This window comes from Mesorhizobium sp. P2_C7, from assembly GCF_056404515.1.
Window position 1 is genome coordinate 78,600 of sequence record NZ_JBFUDW010000010.1, and the last position, 17,563, is coordinate 96,162.

General features: G+C 62.3%; 16 protein-coding genes and 1 pseudogene. 9 read left to right on the forward strand and 8 right to left on the reverse strand.

What is annotated here, in order from left to right; translation table 11 throughout:
* Positions 1-828 carry a L,D-transpeptidase gene (locus AC1D2G_RS21115; RefSeq protein ID WP_477416408.1) on the forward strand — a complete coding sequence of 276 codons (828 nt, stop codon included), beginning with the start codon at positions 1-3 and terminating at the stop codon, positions 826-828.
* Positions 829-903: 75 nt separating this feature from the next.
* On the opposite strand, the gene AC1D2G_RS21120 is transcribed toward AC1D2G_RS21115, so the two are convergent.
* Both AC1D2G_RS21120 and AC1D2G_RS21125 read right to left on the reverse strand, forming a co-directional pair.
* Positions 904-1,446 carry a class I SAM-dependent methyltransferase gene (locus tag AC1D2G_RS21120; protein WP_477226191.1) on the reverse strand — a complete coding sequence of 181 codons (543 nt, stop codon included), beginning with the start codon at positions 1,444-1,446 and terminating at the stop codon, positions 904-906.
* Positions 1,447-1,548: 102 nt separating this feature from the next.
* Entirely contained in the window at positions 1,549-2,355 is an 807-nt protein-coding gene (locus AC1D2G_RS21125) for an alpha/beta fold hydrolase (RefSeq protein ID WP_477416410.1), read from the reverse strand.
* A gap of 107 nt (positions 2,356-2,462) precedes the next feature.
* Here AC1D2G_RS21125 and AC1D2G_RS21130 point away from each other — a divergent pair, with 107 nt between their 5' ends.
* Positions 2,463-4,007, forward strand: coding sequence for a bifunctional AfsR/SARP family transcriptional regulator/alpha/beta hydrolase (locus AC1D2G_RS21130; protein ID WP_477416558.1), 1,545 nt, complete (start codon positions 2,463-2,465; stop codon positions 4,005-4,007).
* Between the two features lie 105 nt (positions 4,008-4,112).
* Here the strand turns inward: AC1D2G_RS21130 and AC1D2G_RS21135 are convergent, their stop codons facing one another.
* The gene (locus tag AC1D2G_RS21135; RefSeq protein ID WP_477416412.1) at positions 4,113-6,968 is read right to left on the reverse strand and encodes an ATP-binding protein; all 2,856 of its coding nucleotides are present in this window, start codon (positions 6,966-6,968) and stop codon (positions 4,113-4,115) included.
* Between the two features lie 224 nt (positions 6,969-7,192).
* On the opposite strand from AC1D2G_RS21135, the gene AC1D2G_RS21140 reads away from it, so the two are divergent.
* From AC1D2G_RS21140 to AC1D2G_RS21170, 7 genes are all read left to right on the forward strand, one after another.
* Complete coding sequence (locus AC1D2G_RS21140) at positions 7,193-8,554, forward strand: epoxide hydrolase family protein (protein ID WP_477416414.1); 1,362 nt, start codon at positions 7,193-7,195, stop codon at positions 8,552-8,554.
* A gap of 87 nt (positions 8,555-8,641) precedes the next feature.
* Positions 8,642-9,958, forward strand: coding sequence for an epoxide hydrolase family protein (locus tag AC1D2G_RS21145; protein ID WP_477416416.1), 1,317 nt, complete (start codon positions 8,642-8,644; stop codon positions 9,956-9,958).
* Positions 9,959-10,012: 54 nt separating this feature from the next.
* Positions 10,013-10,660, forward strand: a complete 648-nt coding sequence (locus tag AC1D2G_RS21150) for a VOC family protein (protein WP_477416418.1) — start codon at positions 10,013-10,015, stop codon at positions 10,658-10,660.
* A 121-nt stretch (positions 10,661-10,781) separates the two neighbouring features.
* Positions 10,782-11,441: a VOC family protein gene (locus AC1D2G_RS21155; protein ID WP_477226185.1), complete on the forward strand. Its 660-nt coding sequence runs from the start codon at positions 10,782-10,784 to the stop codon at positions 11,439-11,441.
* A gap of 72 nt (positions 11,442-11,513) precedes the next feature.
* Positions 11,514-12,632: a redoxin domain-containing protein gene (locus tag AC1D2G_RS21160; protein ID WP_477416420.1), complete on the forward strand. Its 1,119-nt coding sequence runs from the start codon at positions 11,514-11,516 to the stop codon at positions 12,630-12,632.
* 28 nt (positions 12,633-12,660) lie between these two features.
* Positions 12,661-13,698, forward strand: coding sequence for an alpha/beta fold hydrolase (locus AC1D2G_RS21165; protein WP_477416560.1), 1,038 nt, complete (start codon positions 12,661-12,663; stop codon positions 13,696-13,698).
* A gap of 55 nt (positions 13,699-13,753) precedes the next feature.
* Positions 13,754-14,173: an Ohr family peroxiredoxin gene (locus AC1D2G_RS21170; RefSeq protein ID WP_477416422.1), complete on the forward strand. Its 420-nt coding sequence runs from the start codon at positions 13,754-13,756 to the stop codon at positions 14,171-14,173.
* Positions 14,174-14,408: 235 nt separating this feature from the next.
* Here AC1D2G_RS21170 and AC1D2G_RS21175 read toward each other — a convergent pair whose 3' ends face one another.
* The 5 genes and pseudogenes from AC1D2G_RS21175 to AC1D2G_RS21195 all read right to left on the reverse strand — a co-directional run bounded on the left by AC1D2G_RS21175 (position 14,409) and on the right by AC1D2G_RS21195 (position 17,463).
* Positions 14,409-14,879 (reverse strand): nuclear transport factor 2 family protein, encoded by a 471-nt coding sequence (locus tag AC1D2G_RS21175; protein ID WP_477416424.1) that lies wholly within the window; start codon positions 14,877-14,879, stop codon positions 14,409-14,411.
* 107 nt (positions 14,880-14,986) lie between these two features.
* Positions 14,987-15,313 carry a nuclear transport factor 2 family protein gene (locus AC1D2G_RS21180; protein ID WP_477416426.1) on the reverse strand — a complete coding sequence of 109 codons (327 nt, stop codon included), beginning with the start codon at positions 15,311-15,313 and terminating at the stop codon, positions 14,987-14,989.
* Between the two features lie 10 nt (positions 15,314-15,323).
* Positions 15,324-16,295: a saccharopine dehydrogenase family protein gene (locus tag AC1D2G_RS21185; RefSeq protein WP_477416428.1), complete on the reverse strand. Its 972-nt coding sequence runs from the start codon at positions 16,293-16,295 to the stop codon at positions 15,324-15,326.
* A gap of 13 nt (positions 16,296-16,308) precedes the next feature.
* A complete protein-coding gene (locus AC1D2G_RS21190) occupies positions 16,309-16,704 on the reverse strand; it encodes a VOC family protein (protein WP_477416430.1) in 396 nt (131 codons plus the stop codon).
* 15 nt (positions 16,705-16,719) lie between these two features.
* Positions 16,720-17,463 (reverse strand): annotated as a pseudogene (locus AC1D2G_RS21195) (SDR family NAD(P)-dependent oxidoreductase).
* Between the last annotated feature and the right edge of the window lie 100 nt (positions 17,464-17,563).

Here is a 17,563-nt window from a genome sequence, read left to right on the forward strand (position 1 = left end):
ATGTCCATAGCCGAAATCGAATCCCTTCGCCTGAGCCGTCGCGGCTTTCTCAACGCCGCTGCATTGGGCGCCGCTTCGATCGCGGTTTCCGCATGCGCCACCACCGGGCCGGAACCGGTCGAGCCGCCACCGCCGCCAACCTATGTCGAGCCGCCGCTGCCCGACTATGCGACGATGTACGCGGCCGTCAGCGACGGCGGCTTCGACCTTCCGCCAATACCGTTCGAGAGGATCGATCCGCAGTTCCTGCGCCAGATCGTCCCCGACCCGACGGGACAGAAGCCCGGCACCATCATCGTCGACACAACCGGGCACCATCTCTATCTCGTGCGCCAGGGCGGCCAGGCGATCCGCTACGGCGTTGGCCTTGGCCGCGCCGGCTTCGAATGGTCCGGCGACGCCGTCGTCCAGTGGAAGCAGAAATGGCCGAAATGGACGCCGCCGGATGAAATGGTCGCCCGGCAGCCGGAACTGAAGCCATACAGCGCCGAAAATGGTGGCATGCCGGGCGGGCTGAAGAACCCGCTCGGGGCGCGCGCCCTCTACCTCTTCCAGGGCGACGTCGACACGCTGTACCGCCTGCACGGCTCGCCCGAATGGAAGTCAATCGGCAAGTCGGTCTCGTCAGGCTGCGTGCGCCTGATGAACCAGGACATCATCGATCTCTACGACCGCGTGCCTTCGAAGACACCGGTGATCGTGACCAGCGATGTCAGCCAGCCAATGGTGGCAACGGCCAATCGCCGGGCTATTCCGATCGACGCCGGCGTGCCGGACGGATCGGTCCTGCTCGGGCCGGTGAAGGCCATCACGGATTCGATTTTCTGAGACGCGGGGTGCGTGGCGGAAGAGCCGCGCGAGCATCTTGCGCATTTTCGGACGTGCAGGTTTCGACGAAGGCCGTCAACCTGTCGGGGGTGCCGCGACGCCAGCGTAGTGGCTTCCCAATTGCCAGAAAGGCAGCGAGAACCGCCCGCGCTCCTCTTCAACGAGACTGAAGCCGGCCCCGCGGATCAAGAGCAACGGATCGCGATTGAGGTGGCAGCCGCCGGCGATCCGCCCCCACAGCCTGTTCAGGCGCTCCTGCCATCTGCGGCAACGCGGTTGCTCGGCCTGGCCATGCTCTATGAAGATCAGCCGGCCCGTCGGCTTCAGGATGCGTCGGATTTCGGTCAGCGCCATCTCAGGGTCCGGAATGGTACAGAAGGCATAGGTGACGACAACCGTGTCGGCGAAGGCATCGGCCAGCGGCAGGCTTTCGCCGCTGGCCCGGAGGCATTCGACATCGAACGGCAAGGTGCGGCTCTTCGGTGCAGCCAGGCCGAGCATCGTGCCGTCGGGATCGACGCCGATCAGCCGCTCGACCCTGGCAGCGTCGTAATAGGGAAGGTTCAGGCCGGACCCGAAGCCGACTTCGACGACAATGCCCTCTGCCCGCGGGATCATTCGCCTTCGCATGTGTGCGAATGTGTTGGCCGAACAGCCGGCGTGGACGACGTAGGGAGCAATGCAGCGTGCATACCAGGAGAGACAGGTTTGGCACATGGCTTAGCCTCCTTGCCTTGTGCTCTGAGCACCGACACGGTCCAGAAAAGCGTCGACCACCGGCGTCACGGTGTCGACATCGAGGAAGGCGGTGACATGGTTCTTGCCCGCGAGCGGCAGAAACTCGCCGCCCGCCAGTTCCGCGAAATTCCGGACGGGCTCGCAACGGGGATCGAGCGTGCCGCTGATTGCCAACACCGGTATCCCCAGCCCCGCGAAGGCCGCCGAGAAATCCAGCCTGTCCTTGGCAAGGCTTGCTCGAACAGCGGTGAGATCGTTGGCCCTGATCCGCCGGCTTGCGGCCTGCGAAAGGTCGGGGGCCAGTTGCGTCAAGGAGGCGAGCCAGGTCTCGAAGTCATTCTTGAGCGCCGCCCGGAGCGAGGTGAGATCCTCCGCGTACGGATGCGCGCCGTTGACGATCAGCGCGCTGACGCGGTCCGGGTGGTAGAGAGCCACGGCCAGCGCGACCACGCCGCCCATTGAATGTCCCATCAATGCAGCATGCTGGACGCCGGCACTGTCGAGCACCGCAACGACATCTGCTGCCCGCCTGAGCCCGGAATAGGCAATCGGGTTGTGAGGCTTTCCGCTCCGGCCATGGCCGCGGCAATCGATGAGGATCAGCCGGCGCCCGCGCCGCAGCAATTGGTCGACGTAACCCGCCTCGTGCCAGGACTCGCTGTTTTCGGTCACGCCATGCAGCAGTACGAGCGGCTCGCCGCGACCCAGGTCCTGGTAAGCGATAGAGATGCCGTCCCTGGCAACAGCCTCGGACGTGCGATGATAGGTGAGAGTATTGACCGGTGACATTTCTCGCTCCAAGGGAGTCTCCTGATTGGGCCCAATCGGCCCGACGTCCTGGGGTGGATAGAAGGCCGGCGTCCCCTCAACGTCCCCGCGCGGCCGCATACGGATCGATGGAGCGATTGGAGTTCCGACTTCTGGGTTTTCCTGAGTTCCGTCTGAACGGGCGGCGGGTGGAACTTGCCTTGCGCAAGGCGGCAGCGCTCCTCGTCTACCTCGCCGAGGCCGCCGGGCCTGTGGCGCGTGAGGTCGCAGCCACGCTTCTGTGGCCCGAAACCGACGAGGAAGCCGCACGCGCACGCCTTCGGCGCACGCTGTATAAAATCCGCATCGCGTTCGGCAGCGAGGTTATCGCTACCAGCGGAACATCCCTAAGCCTGCACCCGGCGCTGTCCGTCGAGGTCGACTCCAAGGTCTTCGAGCATGCCTGCAATGTCGGTCCTCTCGACAAGGCAGCCGACATGCTTAAGGGCGACTATCTCGCCGGCTTCTCGGTCCCTGATTGTCCGGAATTCGAGGAATGGGTCTTCTTCAGGCGCGAGGCCATGCGCAGCCGGCTCGTGCAGGCGCTGGAGCGGCTCATCGAAGCGAAGATCGCCGCCGGTGAGCCTCGCAGCGTGGTCGTTCATGCGACGCGCCTGACGGGACTGGACCCTTTGAGTGAAAGTGCGCACCGTCACCTGATCCGTGCCCACCTGGCGGCCGGGGACAGGGCGGCAGCCGAGCGCCAAAGGGACACCTGCGTTCGGTTGCTGCGGGAAGAACTCGGCATTGCGCCGGACCCAGCCACGCTTGCCCTGCTGCGTGAGCCATCTCACGATGCCGCCCTGGACGTGCCCAGAACGCACTATGTCGAGGTGGACGGCATCCATATCGCCTATCAGATCGTTGGCAGCGGTCCGATGGATATCGTGCTTGTTCCGGGCTTCATTTCGCATGTCGAGCGTATCTGGGAAGACAGAAGCTGCCGCGCCTGGATCACCGCGGTTTCGCATCTCGGCCGCCTGATCCTTTTCGACCGGCGAGGCATGGGACTTTCTGACCGTGTCGGTGCCCGCCCGACCGTCGAAGCGACGGCGCAGGACATTCTGGCGGTCATGAACGCGGCCAGCAGCCGTAGGGCCTTGCTCATCGGCGCGTCAGAAGGTGGGCCGGGTTGTGTCCGTTTTGCCGTAAACCACCCCGATCGCCTGATTGGTCTTGTTCTGTGGGGTTCCCTTGCGAAAGGCAGCCGTGCACCCGACTATCCTTTTGCCCTGACCGTCGCGCAATACGATCTGTGGAAGCAACGACTGCTCGCCAGTTGGGGTGGCCCGGCGGAAATCGAAACTTTTGCCCCGAGCCTGGCCGCAGACCGCCAGGCGCAGACCTGGTGGGCTGGGTTGCTCAGGGCAGCCTCCAGTCCCGGCGCGGTCGCGGGCCTACTGGAAGCGCTGCGTGATACCGATGTCCGTCATCTCCTTGCGAAGGTTGCGGCAAGGACGATGGTCCTGCACCGCTCCGGCGACCGCGCCGTTCGCATCGAAGCCGGGCGCTTCCTCGCGGCCAACATCCCAGGCGCGAAGTTCTTTGAGGTTGCCGGCAACGATCACTGGTTCTGGGTCGGCGACCAGCAGCCGCTGCTTAACAGCATTGGCGCGTTTGCACGACGTAGCTGATCGCTCAGGCGGGCCGGTGAAGGCCATCACGAATTCGATTTTCTAAGCCACCGTCGAAATGCGCCGACAGCGGACGACACCAATGGGGCTGTGGCATTGAAGGTTCTACCTGAGCGTCGCCAGCAGGTGTTCGGCAGCCTTGACATCCGCCGTATTCAGGCCCTCCACAAAATGCGCCGCAACCGGTTGCAAGAGCTCGCGAGCGCTATTGATCTCCCCGCGCCCGGCCATCAGCGTCGTCATGTCGATTGCGGTTCGCAACTCCCATGCCCGCGCGCGCTGACTGCGGCTCAACTCCAGTGCCTGCATGAGGTAGGCGGCAGCTTCGTCGCGGTTGCGTTGCGACTGGAGAAGGAGGCTTCCCTTCATCCGCAGCAGCTCCGGGAGGTACAATTGGTCGCCGTTCTTTTCGACGAGGCCAAGCGACTCGTCGATCAGCGCAGTTGCTTCATCGACCTGACCGATTGCGGACAATCCCCTGACCAGCGAGAGGTTGAGCGGCGTCGTGAGCAATTCGTAAGGTGCCGCGTGCAGCTTCTGAAGAGAAGTCTGCAGGCCCTCGACACCGCCTTCTGCATCGCCTTGACGGATCGCGACTTCGCTTTTGAATCCCCGACCGACCAGCAGGTAAGGAGTCATGGAATGGGATTCCGCGCGGGCGATGAGCATGTCGATGTAAGCCTCGGCGCTCTTCAGGTCGCCCGTCCACAGGAAGACCGAAATCGCCCAGATCAACGCGATCGCCAGCGTTAGAGAATGATCCATGGCGGCAGCCTCTTCGACGGCCTGCCGAGCATGCGCCATGGCTTGATCGGGATGGCCTTGCAGCCAAAGGTTCCTCGCCAGAATTGCCCTGGCCAGGATTTTGCCTTCGAAGCCCAGATAGATCGTGGTGGTCCGCTGAGAACGCGGCCCACGGTCGAGCGCCGCCTCCAATTCGGCGCGCGCTTCCGCAAGGTCACCCCGCAGGTGAAGCGAGATGCCCAGGATCGAGTGTGCAAGCGCAATCGCGACCGAATCCTCCAGACCGGCGGCTGTGTCTGAACAACGTCTTGCAATTTCGAGGGCGGTTACGAAATTGCCCGTCCGCAGATGGAACATGTTGAGCGGACCCAACAGACGCACCTGATCCAGCGGATCCCCGCGCTCCTCGGCGATCGCCAGGCTTCTCTGCAGGGCTACGCGCGCCCTGTCGCGTCCTCCCCGCATGAACATGAAGGATACGCCGAGAGCGGCCTGAAGATGCATCTCGTCAAGTCCGCCAAGGGCGGCACCGTCGGATGCCAATATTGCCCTTTCAGACCAGCGATGACACTCCGGCAACAAGGACATCGCCAGGAAAACCGGCGCGGCAGCGATGGCGAGTCCCATGCCGATGTCGGCGTTTCCGTTGTTGCCGAAGCACCATTCCAGGGCAGCCCGGACATTGTTAATGGCGGCGAAGTGAGGAGCCCGTTCCTCACCGGTCGCCAGTTTTGGCCATCCGATCCCTGTCTGCTCCAGCCATCTCCGGTAGTAGGCGGCGTGGCGCACTGCCAAATCGGCAGCCTCGGCGTCATCGATCCGGATATCGAGAACGTAGGCGCGCGTGGTATCGAGGAGCCGGTAGCGCATCATCGCTCCAACCGGACGCGTCGCTACAATCGATTTGGCGACGAGACTGTCCATGGCGCCCAGGACGGTCGATCGATCGAGGGTCGCGCTCGTCACCACCTCCAGTGCGGCATCGAGCGTGAAATGACCGACGAATACAGCGAGCCTGCGCAACACCATGCGCTCAAGGTCGGTCAGGAGCCCAAAGCTCCAGTCCAGTGTCGCCTGCAGGGTTTGCTGACGCGGCGGCGCGGTCCGCGAACCGAGCCACAGCAGTGTCAGGCGTTGATCAAGAAGTGCGGCGGTCTGTTGCAACCCATAGGATTCGACGCGCCTAGCCGCCAGTTCGATGGAGAGCGCCACTCCGTCGAGCTTTCGACAGATGCTTGCGATGAGCAGGGCCTCCGCATCGTTGATGTCCAAACGAGCGCCGCCTGCCACCGCTCGTTCGACGAACAGTTGGGTGGCCGGGAAGGTCTGGACAATGGCCGCCGTCAGGCCAGGTTCGTCGGGCGGATAGGCAAGCGCATCCAACCGATAGATATGCTCGCCTTCGACCCGAAGCACCTCGCGGCTCGTCGCCAGGATGTGGACCTGTGACGCCGCATCGACAATGCTTGCTGCCAAAGGCGCCACCGCATCCAAGAGATGCTCACAGGTATCGAGGATCAAGAGAATCCGCTTGTTGCGCAAGTAAGCGATCAGGTTGGGCGTGGCATCTTCTGTTTGAACGGATAGCCCAAGCATCGAGGCGACGGCTGTCGTCACCAGACCGGGATCACCGATCATTCCCAGATCGACGAACAGAACTGCCCCATAAAATGCGTCGATCAGATGATGTCCGACTGCGATCGCGACGGTGGTTTTGCCGACACCGCCGGCGCCAACGATGGTGACGAACCGCGAAGCATTCAGCTGCGCCGACAGCTTGAGAACGTCCTGATCCCGCCCGACCATTCTGCTCAAGCGGTTTGGAAGATTCGCATGCGGAAACCCGGCGGCGACAAACGGGGCTTCATCGTGTGGGCTGCTTAATCGCGAGACCGGTGCAACGAAGCAATAGCCGCGCCCCGGAAGCGTCGCGATGTAACGCGCGCCATCCTTTCCATCGCCCAGCGCCTTGCGCAGTCCGGTCATGTGGAACCGCAGGCTGCCTTCCTCGACAACCACATCGGGCCAAACGCGCGCCATCAGATCTTTCTTGCTGACGACTTCATTCGGCGCGGAAGTCAGCACGATGAGAATTTCTAGGGCGCGCGAGCCCAACTCTACGGGAGCGCCTTCTCTTGTCAGGAGCCTTTCACCCGCAGCCAAATAGAAAGGGCCAAACGACAATCTGTCTTTGGCCTGACTTGGCGTTATCGTCATGGCGTCTCTTCTTTTGGGAGCCGCCTGCACCCGGCACCTTACTTTAGGTCAAGGAGCGCTCCCGCACCATAGGGAGTCTCCAGTGTCTGGCGCCTCCTATCTGCTCAAAAATGCGGCAGGCGGGCAGCGACTAACAAGAGCTCACGACGCATAACGGGCTAATCCCATCTCCTGGGGGTACGTCAAGCAGCGCAAATCGCATCCATCAACCCCAGGAGAGTCACATGGACACGACCAGAACCTCCGAAACAATCGACCAGGATCGCCGGCGACTTTTGGGCACTGCCGCGGTCGGCATCGCCGCCGCAGGCGCCGCGAGCCTGCTCCCGTCACAAAAGGCCGCCGCATCAACCAGCGATGGCATCCGCCCCTTCACCGTTAGTTTCCCGCAGGAAGAGCTCACCGAACTTCGCCGGCGCATCGTCGCTACGCGCTGGCCCGAGCGCGAGCTCGTATCCGACGAGGCCTCCCGGCGGATCTGGTCGACCCCGGCGACGGTAGGGCCAACGCAGGGCGTACAACTCGCCACGATGCAGAAGCTCATGAAGTACTGGGGAACGGAATATGATTGGAGCAAATGCGAGGCGCGGTTGAAGGCGCTGCCGAATTTCGTCACCGAGATCGACGGCCTCGACATCCACTTCATCCACGTGAAATCCAAGCATCAGGGCGCCCTGCCTGTCATCATCACGCATGGCTGGCCCGGTTCGGTCATCGAACTCCTGAAGATCATCGATCCGTTCACCAATCCCACTGCGCACGGCGGTGCCGAGGCCGACGCGTTCGACGTGGTGATCCCGTCGATGCCGGGCTACGGCTTTTCCGGCAAGCCCACCGAAACCGGTTGGGATCCAGCGCGCATCGCGCGGGCGTGGATCGTGCTGATGAAGCGCCTCGGCTACGACCGGTACGTCGCGCAGGGTGGCGATTGGGGAGCACTTATCACCGAACAGATGGCACTGATCGCACCTCCCGAACTGGCCGCCATCCACACGAACATGCCAGGGACCATTCCGCCCGAGATTGTGAAGGCGCTTGCCTCTGGCAGCCCGCCCCCTGCCGATCTCGGCCCCGACGAGAAGCGCGCCTACGAGCAGGTCGCGTTTTTCTACAAGAACGGCCTGGGCTACGCCAACGAAATGGCGCTTCGTCCGCAAACGCTCTACGGGATCGTCGATTCACCGGCCGGCCTGGCGGCGTGGATCCTCGATCACGATGCGGACAGTTGTGCGCTGATCGCCCGCTCCTTCGACGGAGAGTCGGAGGGCCTTACCCGCGACGACATCCTCGACAACATCACGTTCTACTGGCTGACCAACACGGCGATCTCGTCGGCACGTCTCTATTGGGAACACTCGCAAACGGCGAAGGCCGGCTTCTTCGACGCCAAGGGCATCACAATTCCTGTCGGCGCCACTGCGAACCCCAGCGAAATCTACACAGCGCCGAAGAGCTGGACTGAACGCGCGTTCCCGAAGCTTCTGCATTACGGCCGCACAGACAAGGGCTGCCATTTCGCGGCCTGGGAACAGCCGAAGATCTTCACCGATGAGGTGCGCGCAACATTCAAGACGTTGCAGACCTGACGTGTTGGCGGGGGATGGCGCACCGGACGTGTGTCATCTTCCGCCCTGCGGTAGCTGCGTAGCGAACTTCCTAAGGGAGCGACTGCAATGACCCCCCACATCAAGACGCTTGCCGCCGCTGTGGCTTGCACCGTGCTCGCTATCGCTGCGCAGGCGTTCGGGCTTTGCACCCTCTCCGCGCCTGCCTTCGCAAACCCGGCCGAGGATCGCTCGATCCGGCCCTTCAAAATCCAGGTGCCGCAAGCGGCGCTCGACGATCTTCGCAGGCGTATTGCAGAAACACGGTGGCCTGACCGGGAGACCGTCGGTGACCAGTCGCAGGGCATTCAGCTCGCGAAGATCAGGCCGCTCGTCGAGTATTGGGGCACGGCCTACGACTGGCGGACAGCGGAAGCGAAGCTGAATTCCCTGCCTCAGTTCATGACCACGATCGACGGCGTGGACATTTACTTTATCCACGTTCGCTCGAAACATCCCCATGCCCTGCCGCTGATCATGACGCATGGCTGGCCTGGCTCGGTCCTGGAACTGCTCAAAACGGTCGGCCCGCTCACCGATCCCACCGCGCATGGCGGCAGTCCTGAGGACGCGTTCGACCTTGTACTGCCGTCGTTGCCAGGTTTCGGCTTCTCCGGCAAGCCAACCGAGACCGGCTGGGGTACAGACCGCATTGCGCGAGCCTGGGCAGAGCTGATGAAGCGCCTAGGCTATACGGAATACGTCGCCCAAGGTGGCGACTGGGGCTCCCCCGTTTCGAATGCAATGGGCCGCCTGGCCCCTGCAGGACTTCTTGGCATCCATGTCAACCTGCCGGCTGTCGTACCACCTGAGATAGCTGCTGTGCTCGCCAGCGGCGGACCAGTGCCGGCAGGCCTGACGGGTAAGGAGCGCACGGCATTCGACGCGCTCAGCATGGCCGCCAAGATGGGGAATAGATCCTACGCCACGATGATGGGCACCCGACCGCAGACGATCGGCTACGCCATCAATAACTCCCCTGCGGGGCTCGCAGCGTGGATGCTCGGGCATCCGGGCTTTTCAGGCTGGACCTACGACGACAGCGACCCTGAAAAGTCGCCGGACGAGGTGCTGGACGACATAACTCTGTACTGGTTGACGAACACCGCCACCTCGTCCGGGCGAATTTACTGGGAGTACGGCGGCGGGCGCAGTCCCGTTTTTGCCGACCCTGAAAAGACCAACGAAGTTTCGCTCCCGGTCGCCATCACGGTCTTTCCGGGAGAAGGCTATCAGGCCCCCGAGACGTGGGCCCGGCGCGCCTACCCCAACCTGATTTACTTCCATGAGGTCGACAAGGGCGGCCACTTCGCCGCGTGGGAACAGCCGGAGCTCTTCTCCGCCGAGTTGCGCGCTGCCTTCAGGTCGCTGCGGCAAAGAAACTGAACTGACCGGAGGCACAAAGAAGCATTCCCATCAAACTCAACTGAGGAGGCAGACATGACGATTGCCACTACCCGCAGCAACACCGCAGTCGATATCAAGCTCGAGGTCGTAGTCATTCCAGTTTCCGATGTCGACCGCGCCAGGCTGTTCTATGAAGGCTTGGGTTGGCGGCTGGACGCCGACCTCATCGGCGACGAATTTCATATCATCCAGTTTACGCCTCCTGGCTCCCAGTGTTCGGTTGTCTTCGGCTCAGGCGTTGCACCAGGCCCTTATGCTCGTATCGAGCTCGACATCCTCGAAACCGCTGGTGAACTCGTCGTGTCGGACATCGAGGCAGCACGCGCCGAACTCGCCGATCGCGGGGTCGACGTAAGCGAAGTGTATCACTATGCCGGTGAACAAGGGCGCGTCAGCGGGCCCGATCCGGAAAGACGCAGCTACGCCTCGTGGGCTTCCTTCAGCGACCCGGCCGGAAACAACTGGCTCTTGCAGGAGGTCACTGCGCGAGCACCAGGCCGCGTCGACGCTGGAGGCGCCACATTTGTCTCGTCGGCCGAACTCGCAGCCGCGCTTCGGCGTGCATCTGTGGCTCATGGCGAGCACGAGCAGCGGACAGGCGGCCAGCGTGATGAGAACTGGCCGGACTGGTACGCCGAGTACTTGGTGGCGGAGCACGCCGGCCAACCGCTTCCGCAATGAGTACTTCGATTGAACGGACGGCGTCGCCGGCACCTACCTGGCTAGAACTCGCGGCATTCGGGTTCTGTCCCGAGCCGCACGCGAGACGAGCTTCTCACGCAACTTAACGCAGGAGGTAAATATGGACATCACTAGCACTGTCAGCAGTATCGCAGTTGAGACACAAAGGCCACGCTCCCTCGACATGAAGCTCGAAGTTGTTGTCATTCCCGTCTCGAATGTGGAGCGCGCCAAGCAATTCTACGAACGGCTGGGGTGGAGACTCGACGCTGACTTTGTCGTTGGAGACACGTTCCGCGGGATACAGTTCACACCTCCCGGCTCGCCGGCCTCGATACACTTCGGCACTGGGATCACGACGGTCGCGCCCGGCTCTGCAAGCGGACTTTATCTTATCGTTTCGGACATTGAATCGGCTCGCGCCGAGCTTATCGGCCGCGGCGTCGAGGTCAGCGAGGCGTTTCATCGCGAAGGCCCCGGCAAGCCAACGGTGAAAGGCCGCGATCCCCAGCGACGCAGCTACTCCTCGTTCGCTACCTTCAAAGATCCGGACGGCAACGAATGGTTGCTTCAGGAAATCACCACCCGGTTTCCCGGTCGCATCGACTCCAGCACCACGACCTATGCTTCCGAGGCGGATCTTGCTTCCGCGCTGCGACGCGCGTCGGAGGCCCACGGCGAGCACGAGAAGCGCAACGGCGGTCGGCGCGATGAGAACTGGCCGGACTGGTACGCGAAATACATGGTGGCTGAGCAGGCTGGCAACACGCTTCCGCTGTGAAGGGTTGGGCGCGCGGTGCGCATTCGAACCGTTCGCGCGACGACATCGATATCGAACCAAAAGGCGTCGTTGATGAAAGCAACCAAGCTGCTGCTCGCCGCGGCGCTCGCAACGGCAATCGGGGCTCCGATTGCCGGTTTTCTAGGAGGCACGAACTTGGCGCAGTCCATAATCTCCACACCAATGCGGGTTCCGTTTCTTCACGAACTCTCTACTTACCGGCTTGAGGAAAAATCGGAGCTTGCTTCGCTTGAAGCGGCGCACGAGTGGATAAATTCACCGCCGCTGACGGCGTCGGCCTTGCATGGCAAGGTCGTCCTCATCGATTTCTGGACCTACACCTGCATCAACTGGCTGCGCACGCTTCCCTACGTGCAGGCCTGGGACGAGAAATACCGGAAGCATGGTTTGGTGGTGATCGGAATCCACGCGCCGGAGTTCGCATTCGAAAAAGACCTGAACAACGTGCACCGGGCGGCGAAAGACCTGCGGATCGATTATCCGATCGCCGTCGACAACGAGCATCTCATATGGCGGGCCTTCAGCAACCAGTATTGGCCGGCACTCTACTTCATCGATTCGCAGGGACGTGTCCGGTATCGTCATTTTGGCGAGGGGTCATACCAACAATCGGAAATGGTCATCCAGGAATTGCTGGCCGAGGCTGGCGCTGGCGGATTCGATAGTGAGCCTGTGTCGGTGGATGGCCGCGGCATCGAAGCGGCGGCCGATTGGGAGAGCCTCAAGTCTCCGGAGAACTATTCCGGATATGAACGCACCCAGAATTTTGCATCCAGCGGCGAGCTGGTCTTGGACGAGCCGCATGCCTACGAATTGCCGGCGCGGTTACGCCTGAATGAGTGGGGGCTGTCTGGCGATTGGACGGTCAGGAAAGAAAACGCCGTACTGAACAAGCCCGACGGCCGCATCGTCTACCGTTTCCACGCACGCGACCTTCATCTGGTCATGGGTCCGGCATCGCCGGGAACGTCTGTGAGATTTCGCGTGCTGATCGACGGACAGCCACCAGGCACGGCTTACGGCGTCGACGTCAATGAAAAGGGCGAAGGTGCAGTGACAGAGCAGCGCCTGTACCAGCTGATTCGACAATCGAACCCCATCGTCGATCGCCAGTTCGAGATCGAGTTTCTCGACTTGGGCGTGGAGGTCTTTGCCTTCACGTTTGGCTGATCGTCCCGATAACAACAGAGGTTCTCAAATGCATTCGTTCAATATCCCTGATGAGATCGACCAGGAACGCCGACGGTTCTTTGGCGCCACCGCGATGGCTCTCGCCGCCACTCAGTTCGGCCTGATGGGCCGGGCACAAGCGCAAGAGGCGACGGGAGAGCCCGTAGCGGCGACCTTCGGACCCTTGAAGCAGATCGATGCCGGCCTGTTGAGCGTCGGCTATGCCGAGCTCGGACCCGCCGACGGCCCACCCGTCATCCTGCTGCATGGCTGGCCGTATGACATCCACACCTATGCCAATGTCGCGCCTCGGCTGGCGGCGAAAGGCCACCGCGTGATCGTGCCGTACCTGCGCGGATACGGGCCAACGCGTTTCCTGTCGCACGATACGATTCGCAACGGCCAGCAGTCGGCGATCGCCGCCGACATTGTCGCCCTGATGGACGCACTGGGGATCGAAAAGGCGACGATCGGCGGCTGCGACTGGGGCGCCCGCACCGCGAACATCATTGCCGCGCTATGGCCTCAACGCTGCAAGGCTTTGGTCTCCGTGAGCGGCTACCTCATCGGCAACCAGCAAGCCGGCAAGCTGCCGCTGCCACCCAAGGTCGAGTTGCAATGGTGGTATCAATATTACCTCGCCACCGATCGCGGCCGCGCTGGCTACGAGAAATACACACGAGATTTCGCCAAGCTGATCTGGCAACTCGCGTCCCCCCAGTGGAACTTCGACGATGCCACATTCGAGCGCAGTGCCGCGGCCTTGGACAACCCCGATCACGTGGCCATTGTGGTCCACAACTATCGCTGGCGGCTCGGACTGGCCGCCGGCGAGCAGCGATATGACGCGTTTGAGGAGCGACTCGCGCAGGCACCGGTCATCGGCGTGCCGACAGTCACGCTCGAGGGCGACGCCAATGGGGCGCCGCATCCGGACGCCAGCGCGTACGCCAAGATGTTCTCAGGGAGATACGCGCATCGGGTTGTCACCGGAGGCATCGGGCACAACCTGCCCCAGGAAGCGCCGCAGGCCTTCGCTGATGCCGTTGTCGAGGTCGACGCCTGATCGAGTTCGCGGTAACCGCCCCCGGCGGTTACCGCTGCCAGCAAAAAGAATGCCCATGAGCCGCATCGCAAGGGTTGTCTACACGGCCAGGACCGCAACTACGGGCGGCCGCGAAAATGGCGCCTCGCGCAGCTCCGACGGCCTTCTGGACATCTGGCTTTCGGCGCCCGGATCGGCGCGCATTGGCACCAATCCGGAGCAGTTGCTCGCGGCCGGCTGGTCGGCCAGCTTCGCAAGCGCAATCGCATCTGCAGCCCACGAACGAAAAATCGCGCTGCCTGCAGGGGTGAGCATCAAGGCGGAGGTCAACCTGAACTACGGAGAAAACGGCCACTTTCTCAGTGTCCAACTGGATATTGCCGTGCCGGATCTGGAGCGTGATGTCGTACAAATTCTGGTGGATGGAGCGCACGAGATCTGTCCTTACTCCAAAGCGACACGGGGCAACATCGATTTCATAACGAGGATCGTCTGATCTGATCGGGCCACTCGGGGTCGTGGATGGTCGCCAACATCAGCAGCTAGTACGTGCTCTCTTTAGGCATCTTGCGCTTCGGCCTCTTGCGAAACAGGGAAACGGCTGCCGCACCAGACGGCGTCAGCGCCGGCTTCGAATGGTCCGGCGACGCCGTCGTCCAGCGGAAGCGTGAGAATGGCGGCGGAAACAAAAGCCCCACCGCCATTCCGTTCGCGTCGTCTTCTTTTGAGACTTAGATCTCGGAGAGAACCGTCAGATCGCCCGTCCGCCAGACATTGTCCACCGTATTTCGCGTGATGACCCAGACATCGCCTGCCCGGATCAGCTCGACGTCGTAGCGGTTCTTCATCAGATAGTGACGCGAGGGATCGCCACGGGGAACGTGCTGCGCTTCCACGAACACATCCATGCGCGCCGTGTCGCCGTCGATGGTCACACGCGGATTACTGACGGAGTGGGTGGTGTCCAGCATGCTGAGCGACGTCGACAGGGCCGCGACAATGACATCCCGACCTTTGATAACTGGATATTCGAACCCGGCCTTGGCGGCGGCGAGCCGGAAGTCTGAGACCGCGTTTTCTGCGAGCGACGACGAGAGAAGCTCCTTGTCTCGGAGGTCGATACCAGCCGCGAAGCGATACAGCGCTTCGACGACAGCCAGCTTGTCGGCAGCCCCCTGAGTGAGAGATGGCGAGATTGTCATGAACATACTCCTTCTTGTGCCGGAGGCTTGCAGATGCGTGCCTTCCCTGGCATTCGCGCCTCAGGCGCAGATGTTCGTTGTCTTGATGAGACTGTAAGGTAGGCCTGCTACTCGAGATCGGCGTCGATCCGCTCGATGAGGCCCTCAGAATTGATCGCGATCTTGAGGATGCCCACCTCGTTGCCGAAATCTCCCGTGAAATCGAGGCGTACGTTCGCGTTGAAGTTGTCCAGAGTCTCGATGGACAGCAGCCTGCTTGCGGTGTTGTAACCAACGAAGAACCGCTCGAAATAGATCTGGACGCCATCCCTGCCGGCGAAGGCGTCGCCGACCGAAACATCGTCGATGACGGCATCGGGAGCGAACAGTGACAGCGCGCCCTCAACGTCGAAGGCGTTTGCGGTCGCGATGAAGGATTCGACGAGCTTCTGCATCGTGCGTTCCTCAGATATCAACGATCGTGGTGTCGGCGATGGTCTGAGCGAAGCCGCTTCCGAACAAAACGGCGGGCGCCTGGAAGCCGGGGCGGACTTCGCCTGCGAGCACACGGCGGCCAGCTTCGGCCGCAGCCATCGCGGTGAAAGTATAGCCGTTGACCGTGTCGAGAAGCGAGCAGGTCACGTGACCTTCCGCGTCGGTGACTTCGACGGCCGCCTGGTATCGGTTCGCGAGACGATCCTCTTCACTCGGCCCATCCGGAAGCGGGGAGAGATCGCCCTGCGGAAAGCCGTCGCCTGTCACATGCACAAAAGTCTCGACATTAGGGACGCCCGTCGACCGCCAGATCGTGATGAGATCGGGCAGCGTCACCGGGAAGCAGTCGACCGCCCCCTTGCCGAAGTCAAACTTCCGGATACCGTCGGCAGCTACGGCGACCAGTTCGCCATCCACACGCGCCAGGGTCTCGACGGTGACGTTCTCCATGGCGCTGATCGCCGATCCTCGGGAAAGTCCGCCTGCGACATACAGCGCGATCCTGATCTTGCGAGGATTCGCGACGCGCGCAGCGCCATGTCCGGCGAGACTGCCGAGCATAGCAACGCTGCCACCGCCGCCCGGCATGAGCATGACGCCCGCGGCTTTCGCCTCGTCGTCGAGTCCTTCAGCCAACCGGTAGCTGTTGAGCTCCGCTGCGGTGTCGAGATAGTGGATGCCGTTGCGGATCGACGCCGTCATCAGGGCGTCGGCGGTGCGCATGAACGGCCCGGCGCAGTTCAGGAGGACGGAAATGCCGGCAAAGCCCCTGCCGATCGCCGCCGCGTCTTCGAGACCGAAGACGCGGTATTCCATGCCAAGATCAGCGGAGAGCTTCGACAGGGCCGCTTCGCTGCGACCGGCGAGCACGAGTGGCGTACCTGCCGCCGTTGCATGCTCTGCCGCCATCCGGCCGGTGTAGCCGGTCGCGCCATAGATCATCAGTTTTGTCATGTTAGTGCTGCCATTCTTTGTAGACGAATTCGATGCCATAGCCGTCGGGGTCGAGAACCTGCGCGGCGTAGTAGCGTGGGTCGTAGTGGAGCTGCGCTCCGGGCGGATGGACCTCGGAAGCGCCTGCGGCCATGGCGGCATCGAAGGCGGCGTCGACCTGAGTTAGGCCATTGGCGACGAAGCCGACATGAGCCGCACGGCCTTCGACGACGCCATCGCGGAGCCAGAAGAAGACTCTTCCGTTCGCGCCAAAACCCTTTAGGTCCGGATGGCCGCGTGGACCATCCTTTCCGTCGTAGTCGAGCACGTGAGTAATGCCGAGCGGTGCAAGCGCTACCTCGTAGAAGGCGATCGAACGGGCGATGTCGCTGACGGAGATGAAAACGTGGTCGAGCATGCTGCTCTCCTTTGGTCAGATGACGTAGCCGCCCGCGACCTCGATGTTCTGGGCATTGATCCAGCGGTTCTCGCCGGACAGAAGGCTGGCGACGACGCCACCGATCTCTTCGGGTTCGCCGACGCGGCCGAGCGCGGTCTGGCTCGCGAGCATCGCCTCGAACTCGTCGTTCAGGCCGCCACCCAGTTCGGTGCGGATTGCACCGGGTGCAATCGAGTTCGCCCTGATCCCCCGCTCGCCGAACTCCTTGGCCATGTAGCGGGTCAGGACTTCGAGGCCACCCTTGAACGAGGCATAGGGTGCAACGCCGGTCGTCGCCACGCGCGAGGTGGCGCTGGTGATGTTGATGACCTGGCCGCCGTCGGCCATCATTGACAGGAGGATCTGGGTCAGGAAGAAAGGTCCCTTGAGATGGACGTTGAACAGCCCGTCGAACTATTCTTCCGTCACGGTGGCGATCGGATTGAAGAGGCCGTATCCGGCGTTGTTGACGAGATAGTCGAAATCCCCACGGCCCCAGACGGATTGCAGTTGGGCGGCGAGGGCGTCACGAAACGCCCGGAAGGAACTGACGTTTCCGACGTCGAGCTTCAGGGCCAGGGCCCTGCCGCCGCTCTGCACGATCGTCCTCACTACCTCCGCTGCTTTTTCGGGATTGCTGTTGTAGGTTACGACCACGCCCATGCCGTTGCGGGCGCATTCGACGGCGGTGCTCGCTCCGAGGCCTCGGCTGCTTCCGGTGACGATGACGATCTTCATGGGTCTTTCCTCTGTGTTCGGTGTGACTTGAAGCTAAGCCTGCAACGTCTCCCGCGCTCACCCATTTCTCCCTGAAGCTTGCCTATTTCTGCTTCGCGCT

What these genes read in the sequence shown, in the direction of transcription:
- AC1D2G_RS21140 (WP_477416414.1), top strand. Translation starts at nt 7,193, where the DNA reads ATGGACACGACCAGAACCTCCGAAACAATCGACCAGGATCGCCGGCGA.
- AC1D2G_RS21120 (WP_477226191.1), bottom strand. Translation starts at nt 1,446, where the DNA reads ATGATCCCGCGGGCAGAGGGCATTGTCGTCGAAGTCGGCTTCGGGTCC.
- AC1D2G_RS21165 (WP_477416560.1), top strand. Translation starts at nt 12,661, where the DNA reads ATGCATTCGTTCAATATCCCTGATGAGATCGACCAGGAACGCCGACGG.
- AC1D2G_RS21170 (WP_477416422.1), top strand. Translation starts at nt 13,754, where the DNA reads ATGAGCCGCATCGCAAGGGTTGTCTACACGGCCAGGACCGCAACTACG.
- AC1D2G_RS21130 (WP_477416558.1), top strand. Translation starts at nt 2,463, where the DNA reads ATGGAGCGATTGGAGTTCCGACTTCTGGGTTTTCCTGAGTTCCGTCTG.
- AC1D2G_RS21190 (WP_477416430.1), bottom strand. Translation starts at nt 16,704, where the DNA reads ATGCTCGACCACGTTTTCATCTCCGTCAGCGACATCGCCCGTTCGATC.
- AC1D2G_RS21145 (WP_477416416.1), top strand. Translation starts at nt 8,642, where the DNA reads ATGACCCCCCACATCAAGACGCTTGCCGCCGCTGTGGCTTGCACCGTG.
- AC1D2G_RS21115 (WP_477416408.1), top strand. Translation starts at nt 1, where the DNA reads ATGTCCATAGCCGAAATCGAATCCCTTCGCCTGAGCCGTCGCGGCTTT.
- AC1D2G_RS21125 (WP_477416410.1), bottom strand. Translation starts at nt 2,355, where the DNA reads ATGTCACCGGTCAATACTCTCACCTATCATCGCACGTCCGAGGCTGTT.
- AC1D2G_RS21175 (WP_477416424.1), bottom strand. Translation starts at nt 14,879, where the DNA reads ATGACAATCTCGCCATCTCTCACTCAGGGGGCTGCCGACAAGCTGGCT.
- AC1D2G_RS21155 (WP_477226185.1), top strand. Translation starts at nt 10,782, where the DNA reads ATGGACATCACTAGCACTGTCAGCAGTATCGCAGTTGAGACACAAAGG.
- AC1D2G_RS21150 (WP_477416418.1), top strand. Translation starts at nt 10,013, where the DNA reads ATGACGATTGCCACTACCCGCAGCAACACCGCAGTCGATATCAAGCTC.
- AC1D2G_RS21180 (WP_477416426.1), bottom strand. Translation starts at nt 15,313, where the DNA reads ATGCAGAAGCTCGTCGAATCCTTCATCGCGACCGCAAACGCCTTCGAC.
- AC1D2G_RS21160 (WP_477416420.1), top strand. Translation starts at nt 11,514, where the DNA reads ATGAAAGCAACCAAGCTGCTGCTCGCCGCGGCGCTCGCAACGGCAATC.
- AC1D2G_RS21135 (WP_477416412.1), bottom strand. Translation starts at nt 6,968, where the DNA reads ATGACGATAACGCCAAGTCAGGCCAAAGACAGATTGTCGTTTGGCCCT.
- AC1D2G_RS21185 (WP_477416428.1), bottom strand. Translation starts at nt 16,295, where the DNA reads ATGATCTATGGCGCGACCGGCTACACCGGCCGGATGGCGGCAGAGCAT.